We start from the raw sequence: 16,574 nt of genomic DNA on the forward strand, positions 1-16,574 counted from the left end.
ATGAGTTACCTAGGAACCACACAAACATTATTTGTAAAAGAAGTGAGTAACGAGGGTGCTTACTTAGACGGCCATGATTTAGGTGAAGTATTTTTACCAAAGCAAGAAATTAAACATGAACTTGAAGCTGGCGATAGCATAAGTGTTTTTATCTTTTTAGATAATGCTAATTTAGCGACTGCGACAACTAAAAAGCCACACGCACAAGTAGGTGAATATGCCCTACTTCGCGTTAAAGAAATTAATAGTATTGGTGCTTTTTTAGATTGGGGTCTTGAAAAAGATGTTCTAACTCCGTTCAACGAACAAAAACCACGCATGCAAGAGGGTCATTCATATTTAGTTCGTTTGTACCTTGATAATGCAAGCCAACGTATTTGTGCATCAAACAACTTTAATCGTTTCTTATCTAAAGATGAGCCGCAATATACTCACTTACAAGAAGTGGATTTAATCGTCGCTGGCAAAACAGATATTGGCTACAAGGTCTTAATTGAAGAATCGCACTTCGGTGTTGTTTTTTACAATATGGTATTTAAAAGCTTATTTGTAGGCCAAAAGCTTAAAGGATTCATTCAAAAAGTACGTGAAGACGGAAAAATTGATGTTGTACTAGAAAAACCAGGCATGGGTAAAGTAAGTGACCTTGGTGAAACTATTATGCAAAAACTTAAAAACGAAGGTGGAGTTATTCCATTAGGCGATAAGTCTGAACCTGAAGCGATTAAAAAGATGTTTTCTACTAGTAAAGCTAATTATAAAAAAGCGATTGGTGGATTGTTTAAACAAGAGTTAATAGATATTGAAGCGAAGTCCATTCGCTTAAGATCTTAGTCATAAATAATAGGCTTTAATTACCAATAATATCTGTTGGTAATTAACCTAAAATATACTTATAAGGCAATGTACATTGCGTATATTGCCTAGAGTAATCAAGCACTTCACCTTTCGACTCAATATTGAGTGGCGCTAAACGGAAAACCTTTTTTTCACATTCTGTTTTTTTATCATCAAGTTTCGATATGCATTCACTCACACTTACATGCTGAGATATGAGTGTATCTTCATTTTTGTAACACAGGTGATGAGCATAATCTTGCATTGTTTTTTTAAAATCAAACATATTGATTGGATATGTTTGAATTATATCTGTAACGGTTGTTACACCGTCATATGCTTTGTTAGAAAAAACATATTTATTTACGCTAAATCCCGCAACAATAATTATTAATGAACCAAATAATAACTTCAAAACAAACCCCTACTTCATCTTCATTCTAATAATGTAACATAAAACACACATTAGGTAAGGGTTATTAGCACTATATTGCTGCTTTTTGTTAATTTATACTATAGAACTATTAACATCACTAAGAACTTTTACGGGATCATCCGCCTGAGTAATAGGTCGGCCTATTACTAAATAATCACTTCCTGCATCTATTGCTTGCTTAGGAGTCATAATACGCTTTTGATCGCCAGCATCACTGCCTTCAGGACGTATACCTGGTGTTACAAGTTTAAAGTTCTCACCTAACTCTGCTTTTAATGCTTTAGCTTCTTGCGCAGAACACACAACGCCATCAAGCCCTGCTTCCTTTGCAAGCTTAGCTAAATATATAACTTGTTCTTGAGCTGATTTATCAACACCCAAACGCTTAAGTTCTGTCTCATCCATGCTGGTTAATACAGTAACAGCAATAAGTAGTGGCGCTTTGTCACCAAATTGCTCAAGAGCAGACTTAGCTTTACTCATCATTTCAAAGCCACCAGATGCATGTACATTAACCATCCATACACCCATTTTCGCAGCGGCAGTAACCGCTTTAGCTACTGTATTAGGAATGTCATGAAATTTTAAATCTAAAAAAACATCAAAACCTAAATCAATTAACTCTTTAACAAATGTAGGTCCAAAATAAGTAAACATCTCTTTGCCGACTTTAAGACGACATGTATTAGGAGAAAGTTGTTTAACAAAGTTTAAGGCAACTTCTTGATCATCGTAATCTAATGCTATAAGAATTTTTTTTGAGTGTTCGAAAGACATGACTATCCTAATGTATGGCAGTAAAATTATTAATATGGGGTTATTAAAATCCGTCTAAGCCTCGACTTGGAACAATGGTTTCCCAATGCTTACAAGAGGGGCAATTCCAATATATTGTGTAACTTGTAAAACCACAATGCTGACATTGAAAGTCAGGCTTTGTAGCAATATAAGAGGTTACAAGTTTATCAATTTCGTTAAGTACTTCTTTGGTATTTTTATTTTGATCGCCCATCAATTGCAGTAAAAAACTGAAACCACGAATAGTAGGTTGACGTTTTAAGCTATCAGTTAAAAATTCAAAGGCTTGTTTTGTATGCCCTTGTTCAAGTAAGGCTTGGCAATGTTTTATTTTAATTAATACACCGCCCTTTTCTAATAAATCACTGACTAATTCATGAAATTGATGCGTTAAATTTAATTGTTTATAACTGTGGGCAAGCTCATCAATAAATAAAGGCGCAAACAAAGTGAATTGAGTAACAAGTTCACGCCAGTAATAAATAGCTTTAACGTAATCTTCTTTTGCGTAAGCAACTAAACCTAATTCGTACAGGGGACGCACAGCTTTATAATTTAAGCTAATCGCTTTTCTCATTAGTTGGGGGGTACTGTCACTTAAAGCCGACTCACAATAAAAATTAGCAATCGCTTTAAATTGTTGTTCTTTTGAAAATAGCTCGCTATGGGCTTCAAACATGTTGATGCCTTTCTCCCATTCACGGGTTTGCGAGTATAAAGTAATAATAGGATCTAGCGCTTCTACATGCCCTGCTTTAACTAACCAAACTAAGTGCTCTTCCGCACTGTCTAGTAGCCCAGCCATTATGTAATCTTCGGCAAGTTCTAAACGGCTTGTTGCAGCTTGTTGTTCATTTAAGCTTGGGTGTTTTAATAAAAGTTCATGAATTTTTATTGCGCGGTCTAATTCACCTCTACGACGAAACATAGCGGCAAGTGTAGAATAGTGTTCAACCGAGTCGGCTGACACTTCAAGTAAGTTAATTAAATGCTCTAAGCCTTGATCTTCTTCTCTGTCGAGTAGAAACTTTAAGCCTTTGCTGTATTCAGAAGTGATCTGACGATTAAGTTGATGAGCTTGGTTTTTAGCACTGTTTTTACCCATAATCCAACCGTAACCGGCGGCAACAGGTAATAGTAAAAACAAAAGCTCAATCATAGTTAGGTGTCTTTATTCGCGGCAAGCTTTTTTTTATCTTTTTCAGGCGCTAATTGCTTTTTTAAACGGTAGTTTTGCCACTTTAATTGCGAAAACAATTTAAAGCTAATAAAACAACCAATCAAAACACCTAATAAAAAGCAGATACTTATTATTACAGCTAAAGGTAATGTATTACTGGCTATAATATAATTTATTTGTACTAACTGTGGGTTTTGTGACCCTAATACAAATGCACTGATAAGGCATAGTGCAACCAGAATAATTTTTAATACCTTGAACAAGTAACTACTCCACTAAGTTAACTAGGCAATGCTTTCATTTACGCGGTCGCGTAATTCTTTGCCTGGTTTAAAATGAGGTACATGCTTTCCTTCAAGCTCAACTGTATCGCCAGTCTTAGGATTACGACCTGTGCGAGGAGCACGGAAATGCAAAGAGAAACTACCAAAACCTCTGATCTCAATACGATCTGAAGTAGATAATGAGCCGGCCATTTGTTCAAGAATTTCTTTTACAGCATTCTCAACATCTTTCACTGGAACGTGTGCGTGTTGTTCCGCAAGTGTTTCTATCAGTTCTGACTTAGTCATAGCGTTTCCTTAAAAAGAGATATAGGAAGGGCAAAAAATGCCCTTCCAACTAAAAACTAATTATATATTAGTCTTTTTGTGCATTTGCGAAAGCAGCTGCCATTGCGTTTTCAAACACTGGCTCTTCTTTCTTAAGCTTCTCTAGTACTTCTTTCTCTTCTGCTTCGAAAAGAGCTTTTACAGATAAGCTTAAAGTGCGGTTCTTACGATCAACACCAACGTATTTAACTTCAATCTCGTCGCCTACAGAAACAACAGTAGTTGCATCTTCAACGCGCTCTTGAGCGATATCAGCTACACGGATGTAACCTTCAACGCCTTCGATAAGTTCAACAGTTGCGCCTTTCGCATCAACTTCAGTCACTTTACCTTTAACAATAGCACCTTTTTTGTTTGCATCAAGGTAGTTATTGAATGGGTCAGCTTCGATTTGCTTAACACCTAGAGAGATACGTTCACGCTCTGGGTCAACTTGCAATACGATAGCAGTGATTTCGTCGCCTTTCTTGAATTCACGTACAGCTTCTTCGCCAGGTGTATTCCAAGAAATGTCTGAAAGGTGTACAAGACCGTCAATACCACCGTCAAGACCGATAAAGATACCGAAGTCAGTGATTGATTTGATCTTACCAGTAACTTGATCGCCTTTGTTCTGTAGACGAGCAAATTCCTGCCAAGGATTAGCAATACATTGCTTAAGACCAAGAGAAATACGACGACGTTCTTCGTCAATTTCTAAAACCATAACTTCAACAGTGTCGCCTAAGCTAACAACTTTTGAAGGATGGATATTTTTGTTAGTCCAATCCATTTCAGAAACGTGTACTAAACCTTCAACGCCTTCTTCGATTTCCACGAAACAGCCGTAATCTGTAAGGTTAGTAACACGACCAGAAAGTTTAGAACCTTCTGGGTAACGACCAGCGATAGCTGCCCATGGATCTTCACCAAGCTGTTTAAGGCCTAGAGATACACGAGTTTTATCTTTGTCGAATTTAAGAACTTTAACTGCGATTTCGTCGCCAACATTAACGATTTCTGAAGGGTGCTTAACACGCTTCCAAGCCATATCAGTAATGTGTAGTAGACCATCAACACCACCAAGGTCAACGAATGCACCGTAGTCAGTAAGGTTCTTAACGATACCTTTAACTTCTTGACCTTCAACAAGGTTAGCAAGAAGCTCTTCACGTTCTTGTGAGTTTTCAGATTCGATAACTGCACGACGTGAAACAACAACGTTGTTACGTTTTTGGTCAAGCTTGATTACTTTAAATTCAAGCTCTTTGCCTTCAAGGTGAGTTGTGTCACGTACTGGACGAACATCAACAAGTGAACCAGGTAGGAAAGCACGGATTGAATCAACTTCAACTGTGAAACCGCCTTTAACTTTACCGTTGATAACACCAGTAACAGTTTCTTGCTCTTCACATGCTTTCTCAAGACGGATCCATGCTTCGTGACGCTTAGCTTTCTCACGAGAAAGAATAGTTTCACCGAAACCGTCTTCAATTGCATCTAGTGCAACATCTACTTCGTCGCCAACAGCAACTTCAAGTTCACCAGCAGCATTTTTGAACTGCTCAGCAGGGATAGCACTTTCTGATTTAAGACCAGCATCTACAAGTACAATGTTGTTCTCGATTGAGATTACTGTACCTTTAACGATAGAGCCTTGCTCTGCTTCAAAACCCTTTAAGCTTTCTTCAAATAACTGCGCAAAATTTTCTGACATACGAATATACGTCTCTATATATTATACCAATAAGCAACCATGCTGCATGGGGTTGTTAAAATAGCACTGGCATCCTGCTGGCGCATAAAATGTGTTTTAGCTTCGTTTAGGAAGCTTACCTTCAGAGATAGCAATATCTAATAAAGTTATTACTTTATCAAACACTTGCTGTGCATTAAGTTCGCTAGTATCGATCTCAATAGCATCCTCTGCAGGCACAAGCGGAGCAACGGCACGATTCATATCGCGCTCATCACGAGCTTGAATATCCTGTAATAGACCACTTAGTGTAACATTAAGACCGCGCGTATTCAACTCAACAAAACGTCTACGAGCACGTTCTTCTGCGCTTGCTGTTAAATATATTTTTAACGGTGCATCTTGAAAAACCACAGTGCCCATATCACGACCATCGGCGATTAAGCCATTTTCAGTGCGAAATGCACGCTGACGGCGTAATAATGCTTCACGAACGCGAGGTAATGCTGCAACCTTTGACGCTGCAGCGCCTACTTCTTCATTACGAATAGTAGTCGTTACATCTTCGCCTTCTAAAATAACTTTTCCTGCATTAGTTTGGCTATCTACCAAAAACTGCACATCTAAATTTGCAGCAAGAGGGACAAGCCCTTCTTCATTGTCTAATGCAATTTGGTGATGAAGTGCAGCTAAAGATAAAACGCGATAAATCGCACCACTATCTAGTACATCCCACCCCAACTTGTCGGCTAACAAGCGACAAACAGTTCCTTTACCTGAACCACTTGGGCCATCAACGGTGATCACGGGCATTAATAACGCCTGCATTTAAAACCTCCTGCAATGCACACCTAAATAAACCGCGACATTATACGTCAGTTATTAAAATATATCTGCTATTAGTGTGTAACTTTTGTAATTACTTCTAAATAGCTTATTCACTGACTGATGCTAAAACATTGAAAAATGTAGGAAATGTTTTATAAGTACACTTTGGATCATTAATCGTTATTGGCTTTCCGCCTACGGCAACCATAGCAAAACACATAGCTATACGGTGATCGTCGTAAGTGTCTATTGCTACATCGTTGAAGTGTTTAGGCGGTGTAATTTCTATAAAGTCATGCCCTTCTACAACTTCAGCGCCTACTTTTCTAAGCTCAGTTGCCATTGCGTACAAACGGTCTGTTTCTTTAACGCGCCAGTTATAAATATTACGAATAGCGGTTTTACCTTTAGCAAACAAAGCAACTGTTGCCAGTGTCATTGCTGCATCAGGAATTGCATTCGCATCTATATCTACGCCATTAAGCTCGCCTTTGCGAACAACTAAACGCTCATCATACCAATCAATTTTAGCGCCAACCTGCTCCATAACTTTAGCAAAGCCAATATCACCTTGAACCGATTTAGCGCCAACACCTTTAATTTCTATCTCGCCACCGGCTATCGCTGCGGCTGCAACGAAATAAGAAGCCGATGAAGCATCACCTTCAACCATAATACGCTCGATTGATTGATACTGTTGACCACCTTTAACGTTAAAAGTTGCATAGTCACTGTGCTCAACATCAATACCAAAGCGCGCCATAACACCTAACGTAATATCAATATAAGGTTTAGATACTAAAGTACCCTTAATAGTTATATTTGTATCGCCGTTAAATAAAGGTGCTGCCATTAACAAGGCAGTTAAAAATTGACTTGAAATACTGCCGTCAATTTCAACTTCACCGCCGTTGATTTGGCCGCCTACGATTTTAAGTGGTGGATAATCTTTATGTTTTGTATAGGTAACATCGCCACCCAGCGTTTGTAGAGCATCAACTAAGTGCCCTATTGGACGCTCTTCCATACGCGGCTCGCCTATTAGCTCGTACTCACCACTTACAGCAGCAAGTACAGCGGTTAGAGGTCGGTAGGCAGTGCCTGCATTACCTAAAAACAATGGTTCACTTGGTGTTTTAAACACACCACCAACACCCTCTACAGTGGCTACAGTGCGTTCTTCATTAAGTGTCACATTTACACCTAAAAGCTTCAGAGCACCCAACATATGACGAATATCATCACTATCAAGTAAGTTCTCTACAACAGTAGTACCACTAGCAAGCGCTGCTAATAATAAAATACGGTTTGATAAACTTTTTGACCCAGGTAAGGTAACTGTGCCGTTTACACGAGAAATGGGCTCTAAACGAAGTTGCTCCATTAGCTATTTTCCTTTGCAAAGGCAGCCATAAAGTCAACTAGTGCTTGAACACCTTCAAGTGGCATTGCGTTGTAAATGCTGGCGCGCATACCGCCCACTATTCGGTGACCTTCCAAAGCAAGTAAACCCGCTTCGTTAGATTGAGCAACAAATTTGCTATTTAAGCTTTCATCATTCAACCAAAAAGGAACATTCATACGTGAGCGACAATGCTTAGCAACAATATTTGAATAAAAATCAGAGTTATCGATAAAATCATACAGTAAATCTGCTTTAGCAATATTTTGTGCTTCCATGGTTTTTACACCACCATTGCTTTCAAGCCATTCAAATACTTCAGCCGCTAAATACCAAGCAAAAGTCGGTGGGGTATTAAACATACTGCCCTGCTTTGCTTCAAGTGCGTAATCTAAAATACCAGGTTTTGCTAAACCTTCACGCTCTAGTAATGTTTTACGTACAATAACGATTGATATACCCGATGGGCCAATATTCTTTTGTGCACCGGCATAAATTAAATCAAATTTATTAACGTCTATTTCGCGCGATAAAATAGTTGACGACATGTCTGCAACAATTGGTGCTGTTGGGTGGCTAGGTACATCAAAAATCTCTAAGCCATCAACGGTCTCGTTAGGGCAATAGTGGATATACGCTGCATCTGCTGGTAAATCCCAGTCAGCAACCGCTTTAATAGAAAACTCGCCATCAGCATCATTACGTATATCGGTAAAAGTCGTTTGAGTGAATTTACTCGCTTCATCTCTCGCACTTTTTGACCATACGCCATTTTCGCAATAAAAAGCGGTTTTACCTTCTTGGTGTAAGTTTAGCGGTACAGCACTAAATTGTCCTCGGCCACCACCATGCATAAACAACACTTCAAACTCATCACTAATATTCATTAAGCGGCGAAGGCTAGCTTCACATTTTGCAGTAACCGTTAAAAACTCTTTACTACGATGGCTTATTTCCATCACAGAAACACCCAAACCTTGCCAATCTAGGAACTCTTTTTGCGCTTTTTTCATCACCGCTTGCGGAAGCATAGCCGGTCCCGCACAAAAATTATATTTACTCATTACCTTTGCCTCATTCCAGTAATTAAAAATTTCAAGCCTGATCGCACTGCAAACAAGCTGTATTAGTTTTATTCAACAACATAAAAAAAAGCGGCTAAAGCCGCTTTTTCAATTTCAATTATTCAGAAGGAGGATTGTCATCCACTACTTCTTCAATAACCGTATCAACTGTTTCAACGTCTTCGATATCAATTAAGTCACTCTCAGTAACTTCAATCTCTTCTATACGTTGTAAACCAACTACTTGCTCTCCGTCAATAGTTCTGATCAAAATAACACCTTGCGTGTTACGTCCAACCGTAGAAACTTCATTAACGCGAGTTCGTACTAAGGTACCACGATTAGAAATAATCATTATTTCATCGTTGTCATCAACTTGCACAGCACCAACAACAGCACCGTTACGTTCACTCACCTTGATAGATACAACACCTTGTGTTGCACGACTCTTAGATGGATAATCTTCAAGCTGTGTACGTTTACCGTAACCATTTTCAGTTACTGTTAGAATAGCACCGTCAGTTTTTGGTACAATTAACGATACTACGCGTTGCTCGTCTGGCATTTTAATACCACGAACACCTGTAGCAGTACGACCCATTGGACGAACACCTTTGAAACGAATCTCAGGGTTGCCTTCTTCATCAAGTACTGGGTTACCGTTTTCATCAACAACGGTTGTTTCTTCAGCTTCTTTAAAACGTACTACTTTACCAGCATCAGTGAACAACATAATTTCGTTGCTACCATCGGTAATATCAACACCAATTAAGCTATCGCCATCATTTAAGTTAACAGCAATGATACCGCTTGCACGTTGACGACTGTAAGCCGTTAATGGTGTTTTCTTAACAGTACCAAATGCAGTTGCCATAAAGATGTATTTATCTTCTGCGTACTCGCGTACTGGCAATATAGCTGTAATACGTTCATCAGCTTCAAGTGGTAACAAGTTAACAATTGGCTTGCCGCGCGCTGCACGACTTGCTAGTGGTAACTGATACACTTTAAGCCAATATAAACGACCCGCTGTAGAGAAACACAATATAGTATCGTGCGTATTTGCAACTAACAGACGTTCAATGAAATCTTCATCTTTCATCTTCGTTGCTGACTTACCTTTACCACCACGACGCTGCGCTTCGTAATCAGACAATGCCTGATACTTCACATAACCTTCGTGAGAAAGCGTTACTACAACGTTTTCTTCAGTAATTAAATCTTCTAAGCTTATATCGTGAGCTGCGGCGTTAATTTCTGTACGACGCTCATCGCCATATTGCTCTTTAATTTCTACTAGTTCGTCACGAATAACTTCCATTAAACGCTCAGGCGTAGCCAAAATATATAAAAGATCAGCAATTAAATCTAATAAGGTTTGGTATTCACTTATAATTTTTTCGTGTTCAAGACCAGTCAACTTATGTAAACGTAAATCTAATATTGCTTGAGCTTGTTGCTCAGAAATATAATATTGACCATCACGAATACCTAAATCAGCGGCTAACCAATCAGGACGAGCTACATTATCTTCACCCGCTTTCTCAAGCATGCCTTGTACATGACCTAGTTCCCACGGACGCGCTGTTAAAGCAATTTTAGCTTCAGCAGGTGTAGGAGATTTACGAATAAGCTCGATAATTGGGTCAATGTTTGCAAGTGCAATCGCTAAGCCTTCAAGCGTGTGTGCACGGTCGCGGGCTTTGCGTAAATCAAACACGGTACGACGAGTTACTACTTCACGACGGTGAATAATAAACTCTTCAAGCATTTCTTTTAAATTAAAACACTTAGGTTGGTTATTAATTAAAGCAACCATATTCATACCAAACACAGTTTGTAACTGAGTTTGTGAATATAAGTTATTTAGAATAACTTCGCCTACGTCACCACGTTTGATCTCAATAACGATACGCATACCGTCTTTATCTGATTCATCTCGTAGCGCGCTAATACCTTCAATTTTCTTATCTTTAACCAGCTCAGCAATTTTTTCAATTAGGCGAGCTTTGTTAACTTGATAAGGAATTTCGTGAACGATGATTGTTTCACGGCCTGTTTTTTCATCGATTTCGACGTCGGCGCGTGCACGCATGTACACTTTACCACGGCCAGTTAAGTAGGCTTGTTCGATGCCCTTCTTACCGTTGATAATTGCAGCCGTTGGGAAATCAGGACCAGGGATATAATCCATTAACTCTAAAATAGTTAAATCAGGATTTTGAATAAGTGCCAAACACCCGTTCACAACTTCAGTTAAGTTATGTGGTGGAATGTTTGTAGCCATGCCTACTGCAATACCCGACGAACCATTCACTAATAAATTAGGAACTTTCGTTGGTAAAACATCAGGGATGAACTCTGTGCCATCGTAGTTAGGAACGAAATCAACCGTTTCTTTTTCAAGATCGGCTAATAACTCATGCGACATTTTTGCCATACGTACTTCTGTATAACGCATTGCCGCTGCTGAATCACCATCAACCGAACCGAAGTTACCTTGGCCATCTACAAGCATATAACGTAGTGAGAATGGCTGAGCCATACGAACTATCGTGTCATAAACTGCACTGTCGCCGTGTGGGTGGTATTTACCGATTACGTCACCGACCACACGGGCCGATTTTTTGTAAGGCTTGTTCCAGTCATTACTAAGCTCGTTCATTGCAAACAAAACGCGGCGGTGAACAGGTTTTAAACCGTCACGTACGTCTGGTAATGCACGTCCTACTATTACGCTCATTGCGTAATCTAAGTAGGAGTTTTTTAACTCGTCTTCAATATTGACTGGCAGAATTTCATTGGCGAGATCAGTCATTTGATATCACATTCCTTCAGTATCAGCTCTCAACAACCCGGTATTGGGTATTAAGAGTATTTGTTATTATTACTAATAGCCATGCTATCACAATTAATTTCAATTTACAGGCGCAAAACTTTGCGATTTATCAATTTAGCCCTATATAATGGCCTCAGATTGACGAGGAAGTATTTTATGACCGAACATCAAAATGTAGATCACGCAGAAATAGCAAAATTTGAAGCCATCGCAGAGCGGTGGTGGGACCTAGACGGAGAATTCAAACCTCTTCACGAAATTAACCCGTTACGTTTAGATTTTATAGCAAACAAAACGCAAGGCTTATTCGATAAAGAAACACTCGATGTTGGCTGTGGTGGCGGCATTTTAAGCCAAAGCATGGCGCGTATGGGTGCTAAAGTAACCGGTATCGATATGGGGCAAGAGCCTTTAACTGTTGCTAAATTGCATAGTTTAGAGACAGGCGTAAATGTAGATTACATAAAAGTACCTGCCGAAGAGTTTGCATCGCAGTACCCTGAGCGCTTTGATGTAATAACGTGTATGGAAATGCTTGAGCACGTACCCGACCCAGCTTCTATCATTCATGCTGTAGCTGCACTTGCCAAACCAGGTGCAGACGTGTTTTTTTCAACCCTGAACAAAACCCCTAAAGCATATTTATACGCGATTGTTGGCGCCGAAAAGCTGTTGAAAATGGTACCTGAAGGTACACATGACCATAAAAAGTTTATAAAACCTGCGCAACTTATTGTATGGGCGGAGCAAGCGGGTTTAAAAGTACGTGCAAGTACAGGGCTTTCTTATAACCCACTATCAAAGCAATATACGCTTAATAACGACGTTAGCGTAAATTACATACTTTATTTTGAGAAGTTAGCTTAATGGCTAGCTCTCAAGCCCCACTGCCTCTTATTGAGTACGATGCATTTTTATTTGATTTAGACGGCACCCTGCTCGATACCGCTGATGATTTAGGCGCCGCTTTAAACGCAGTGCTTATAAGTAATAAAATCACACCTGTTAGTAGTGATGTATACCGCCCTGCAGCATCTAACGGCGCAGGCGCATTATTAGAGGCTGGTTTTAAAGAATTATGGGCTAAACAACCCCAAAGCGAGCTTATAAAGCAATTAGTTGACGAGTACGCTGCAAACATAGCAAAGCACACGCATTGCTTCTCTGGTGTTGAATCGTTACTTATCGCCCTTGATCTGAAAAAGATCAAATGGGGGATCATGACTAATAAACCAGGGTTTTTAACCGATCCTTTAGTGGCAGCTATTCCCGCATTAAAAAATGCCAGTGTGATAATAAGTGGCGACACATTAGCTGAAGCGAAGCCATCACCTCTACCACTGCTACATTGTGCAAAGCTTATGCAGGTAGAACCAAGCCGTTGTTTATACATTGGTGATGCACAACGTGACATACAAGCAGGCAAAGCGGCAGGTATGCATACCGCAACGGCACTTTGGGGTTACATCCCAAGTAAAGATGAAGCGATAGCTTGGGAAGCCAATTTTAACTGGCTAAGCCCAATTGATGGTTTTAACCATATATAGTGCTATGTTAATTATTAAACACTATATATTGTGATTGTGTTAGTTTTCACACAAAGCTTGCTGATAAAAAAAGCAGTCAGAATTTATTTTTAAAATGCGTAAATTTAGCAGATCATTAGTTTACTTTTTAAACGCCTTTGGTTGAGTGGTCGTTTAAGTGTGAGCGTCTACTAACACAAATACGCTATACCGAAGTTATCCACAAATAGGGGCAATTATGTCCCTTGCAAAACAACTCAGACCACATTAGAGTTTTATTAACACTTTGATGGGATTGATATTTCAATTAAGTGGAGGGGCTAACACCATACTCAAATTTTGAATATGATGTTAGCAAAGACACTTGCTCGAGTTTTAAGAAAGTGCCCAAGTTTGGAAGTTTGAGCGTAACTTATTCTTATATTCTCAGCAAGTGACTAACTCAGATTTAGGATAACTAAAATTGAAGTTCAGTTTATCTATAGAAATATCAGAAAGTGTAATAATAGGTATTTTTAAAATTATTACACTGAGCAGCATGCTCTTTGTATAAACTTAAATGGGCTATCTTTTAGCCCATTTCTATATCTTCCCTCTAATTATGCTTTTTATTTATAAAAGCGTTCAACCATGAACACTAAACAACTCACTTAGATAGTGCACTGAAACCATATATAGTGCCATGTTAATTATTAAACACTATATATTGTGATTGTGTTAGTTTTCACACAAAGCTTGTCGATAAAAAAAGCAGTCAAAATTTATTTTTAAAATGCGTAAATTTAGCAGATCATTAGTTGATTTCTGCATATTCTAACTTAAATGATTGTTCGAAGGTGAGTGTCTACTAACACAAATGCGTTATCCCAAAGTTATCCACAAATAGGGGCAATTATGTCCCTTGCAAAACAACTCAGACCACACTATCTTGTGATCTCTAAATTGAACAACACCAGATATTGTGGCCAAATGTTATTCAATTAAATTCGCCATTACGGTGAAACTTATAATAAATGAGTACTTACCTTGCCATTGCGAGGTATGACGCATTGGTCAAAATACATAATTCCCAAGGAATACAGGCAAATGAACCAACAGTTATCTGTAAGCAAACGTGACGGGCGTAAAGAGCCACTTGATCTTGATAAGATCCATCGCGTTATTGAATGGGCCGCCGAAGGTTTAAAAAACGTATCGGTTTCGCAAGTTGAATTAAAATCACACATTCAGTTTTACGACGGTATTCGTACTAAAGACATACACGAAACCATTATTAAAGCTGCTGCAGATCAAATTTCAAAAGAATCGCCTGATTACCAATACCTAGCGGCACGTTTAGCTGTATTCCATTTACGTAAAAAAGCGTACGGCCAATTTGAGCCACCACGTTTATTCGACCATGTAACAAAAATGGTTGGCGATAAACGCTACGACGCCCACTTACTTGTAGATTACACTGAGCAAGAACTAGACGAGCTTGATGCGTACCTTGATCATTCTCGCGATCTTAATTTTAGCTACGCGGCTGTAAAGCAGCTTGAAGGTAAATACCTTGTTCAAAACCGTGTATCGGGTGAGATTTACGAAAGTGCACAGTTTTTATATATTTTAGTAGCGGCGAGCTTATTTTCTGACTACCCACGTGAAACACGCGTTTCTTACATTAAGCGTTTTTACGATGCAGTCTCGTTATTTAAAATATCACTACCAACGCCTATTATGGCAGGTGTACGTACGCCGACTCGCCAGTTTAGCTCATGTGTATTAATTGAGTGTGGCGATAGCCTTGATTCAATTAACGCTACATCGTCTGCGATTGTTAAATACGTTTCACAACGTGCGGGCATTGGTATTAACGCAGGTCGAATTCGTGCGCTTGGTAGCCACATTCGTAACGGCGAAGCGTACCACACTGGTTGTATTCCTTTTTATAAGCACTTTCAAACAGCTGTTAAGAGTTGTTCGCAAGGTGGTGTACGTGGCGGCGCAGCAACATTGTTTTACCCGCTTTGGCACTTAGAAGTAGAAAACCTACTTGTGCTTAAAAATAACCGTGGTGTAGATGACAACCGTGTTCGCCACCTTGATTACGGCGTACAGTTTAATAAATTAATGTACTCTCGTTTAATTAAAGACGATTACATTACGTTATTTAGCCCATCAGACGTGCCAGGCCTTTACGATGCATTTTTTGAAGACCAAGAAGAGTTTGATGCGCTTTACGTAAAATATGAGCAAGACGAATCTATTCGTAAAAAGCGTATTAAAGCCATTGAGCTTTTCTCTATGTTTGCACAAGAGCGTGCAAGTACAGGTCGTATTTATTTACAAAATGTGGACCACTGTAATACACACAGCCCGTTCATTGCTAAAGTTGCGCCTATTCGCCAATCTAACTTATGTTTAGAAATTGCATTGCCAACTAAGCCACTAAGCAACGTAAACGACGAAGAAGGCGAAATTGCCCTTTGTACACTGTCTGCGTTTAACTTAGGCGCCATTGAGTCACTAGATGAGCTTGAAGAGCTAGCTGAACTTGCAGTGCGCGCACTTGATAACTTACTTGATTTCCAAGACTACCCTGTACCGGCTGCAAAAAATGCGACTATGGGTCGTCGTACACTAGGCATAGGCGTAATTAACTACGCATACTACTTAGCTAAAAACGGTAAGCGTTACTCAGATGGCAGCGCAAATGCACTGACTCACAAAACGTTTGAAGCGATTCAATACTACCTAATGAAAGCATCAAACGAGCTTGCTAAAGAACGTGGTGCATGTCCTAAGTTTAACGAAACAACGTATTCACAGGGCATTATGCCAACAGATACGTACAAACGTGACTTAGATAAAATTTGTGATGAACCACTTCACCTTGATTGGGATACATTACGTGCCAGCATTAAAGAGCACGGCATGCGTAACTCAACACTAAGTGCGTTAATGCCTTCAGAAACATCGTCGCAAATCTCTAACGCAACAAATGGTATTGAGCCACCACGTGGTCACATTAGCGTTAAAGCAAGTAAAGACGGTATTTTGAAACAAGTAGTGCCTGAGTACGAACGTTTAAAGAATAACTACGAGTTATTATGGGATATTCCATCAAACGATGGTTACCTACAACTTGTGGGCATAATGCAGAAATTTGTTGACCAAACTATATCGGCAAACACAAATTATGATCCAAATAAATTCGAAGGCGGTAAAGTACCTATGCAAGTCTTATTAAAAGACTTACTAACTGCGTACAAACTGGGTGTTAAAACCTTGTACTACCACAACACTCGCGATGGTGCCTCAGATATGCAAGAAGATACTCCAGAAGTGGAAGATGATGATTGTGAAGGCGGCGCGTGTAAAATATAGTTATTAATT

Annotated in this window: 14 protein-coding genes; 4 read left to right on the forward strand and 10 right to left on the reverse strand. The window is 39.3% G+C overall.

Going from position 1 to position 16,574, the window contains the following annotated elements:
* The gene (locus I6F45_RS14860) at positions 1-834 is read left to right on the forward strand and encodes a CvfB family protein (protein WP_024590152.1); all 834 of its coding nucleotides are present in this window, start codon (positions 1-3) and stop codon (positions 832-834) included.
* A 43-nt stretch (positions 835-877) separates the two neighbouring features.
* Here the strand turns inward: I6F45_RS14860 and I6F45_RS14865 are convergent, their stop codons facing one another.
* The 10 genes from I6F45_RS14865 to gyrA form a co-directional block, all read right to left on the reverse strand.
* On the reverse strand, positions 878-1,252 hold the full coding sequence (locus I6F45_RS14865) for a hypothetical protein (protein WP_165727496.1): 375 nt from the start codon (positions 1,250-1,252) through the stop codon (positions 878-880).
* A 93-nt stretch (positions 1,253-1,345) separates the two neighbouring features.
* Entirely contained in the window at positions 1,346-2,050 is a 705-nt protein-coding gene (pyrF, locus tag I6F45_RS14870; RefSeq protein ID WP_165739707.1) for an orotidine-5'-phosphate decarboxylase, read from the reverse strand.
* A 43-nt stretch (positions 2,051-2,093) separates the two neighbouring features.
* Positions 2,094-3,230 (reverse strand): lipopolysaccharide assembly protein LapB, encoded by a 1,137-nt coding sequence (gene lapB, locus I6F45_RS14875; RefSeq protein ID WP_165727494.1) that lies wholly within the window; start codon positions 3,228-3,230, stop codon positions 2,094-2,096.
* A 2-nt stretch (positions 3,231-3,232) separates the two neighbouring features.
* On the reverse strand, positions 3,233-3,514 hold the full coding sequence (locus I6F45_RS14880) for a lipopolysaccharide assembly protein LapA domain-containing protein (RefSeq protein WP_024600249.1): 282 nt from the start codon (positions 3,512-3,514) through the stop codon (positions 3,233-3,235).
* Positions 3,515-3,535: 21 nt separating this feature from the next.
* On the reverse strand, positions 3,536-3,823 hold the full coding sequence (gene ihfB, locus I6F45_RS14885) for an integration host factor subunit beta (protein WP_007583054.1): 288 nt from the start codon (positions 3,821-3,823) through the stop codon (positions 3,536-3,538).
* Positions 3,824-3,890: 67 nt separating this feature from the next.
* Positions 3,891-5,558, reverse strand: coding sequence for a 30S ribosomal protein S1 (gene rpsA, locus I6F45_RS14890; protein WP_002961176.1), 1,668 nt, complete (start codon positions 5,556-5,558; stop codon positions 3,891-3,893).
* Positions 5,559-5,654: 96 nt separating this feature from the next.
* Positions 5,655-6,365 carry a (d)CMP kinase gene (cmk, locus tag I6F45_RS14895; RefSeq protein WP_165739709.1) on the reverse strand — a complete coding sequence of 237 codons (711 nt, stop codon included), beginning with the start codon at positions 6,363-6,365 and terminating at the stop codon, positions 5,655-5,657.
* Between the two features lie 106 nt (positions 6,366-6,471).
* Positions 6,472-7,749, reverse strand: coding sequence for a 3-phosphoshikimate 1-carboxyvinyltransferase (gene aroA, locus I6F45_RS14900; protein WP_165727492.1), 1,278 nt, complete (start codon positions 7,747-7,749; stop codon positions 6,472-6,474).
* On the reverse strand, positions 7,749-8,831 hold the full coding sequence (serC, locus tag I6F45_RS14905) for a 3-phosphoserine/phosphohydroxythreonine transaminase (protein WP_165739711.1): 1,083 nt from the start codon (positions 8,829-8,831) through the stop codon (positions 7,749-7,751). The genes aroA and serC overlap by 1 nt, the downstream gene beginning before the upstream one ends.
* Positions 8,832-8,949: 118 nt before the next feature.
* Positions 8,950-11,649 (reverse strand): DNA gyrase subunit A, encoded by a 2,700-nt coding sequence (gene gyrA / locus I6F45_RS14910; RefSeq protein ID WP_197160956.1) that lies wholly within the window; start codon positions 11,647-11,649, stop codon positions 8,950-8,952.
* A 177-nt stretch (positions 11,650-11,826) separates the two neighbouring features.
* Here gyrA and ubiG point away from each other — a divergent pair, with 177 nt between their 5' ends.
* From ubiG to nrdA, 3 genes are all read left to right on the forward strand, one after another.
* Entirely contained in the window at positions 11,827-12,537 is a 711-nt protein-coding gene (ubiG, locus tag I6F45_RS14915; RefSeq protein WP_165727489.1) for a bifunctional 2-polyprenyl-6-hydroxyphenol methylase/3-demethylubiquinol 3-O-methyltransferase UbiG, read from the forward strand.
* Positions 12,537-13,217: an HAD-IA family hydrolase gene (locus tag I6F45_RS14920; RefSeq protein WP_165727488.1), complete on the forward strand. Its 681-nt coding sequence runs from the start codon at positions 12,537-12,539 to the stop codon at positions 13,215-13,217. Before ubiG ends, I6F45_RS14920 begins: the two co-directional genes overlap by 1 nt.
* Positions 13,218-14,282: 1,065 nt before the next feature.
* Positions 14,283-16,565: a class 1a ribonucleoside-diphosphate reductase subunit alpha gene (gene nrdA / locus I6F45_RS14925; protein WP_165727487.1), complete on the forward strand. Its 2,283-nt coding sequence runs from the start codon at positions 14,283-14,285 to the stop codon at positions 16,563-16,565.
* Positions 16,566-16,574: the final 9 nt, after the last annotated feature.

Origin of the sequence: Pseudoalteromonas sp. SWYJZ19, from assembly GCF_015864375.1 — a bacterium.
In the GTDB taxonomy this organism is placed as follows: Bacteria; Pseudomonadota; Gammaproteobacteria; order Enterobacterales; family Alteromonadaceae; genus Pseudoalteromonas; species Pseudoalteromonas arctica.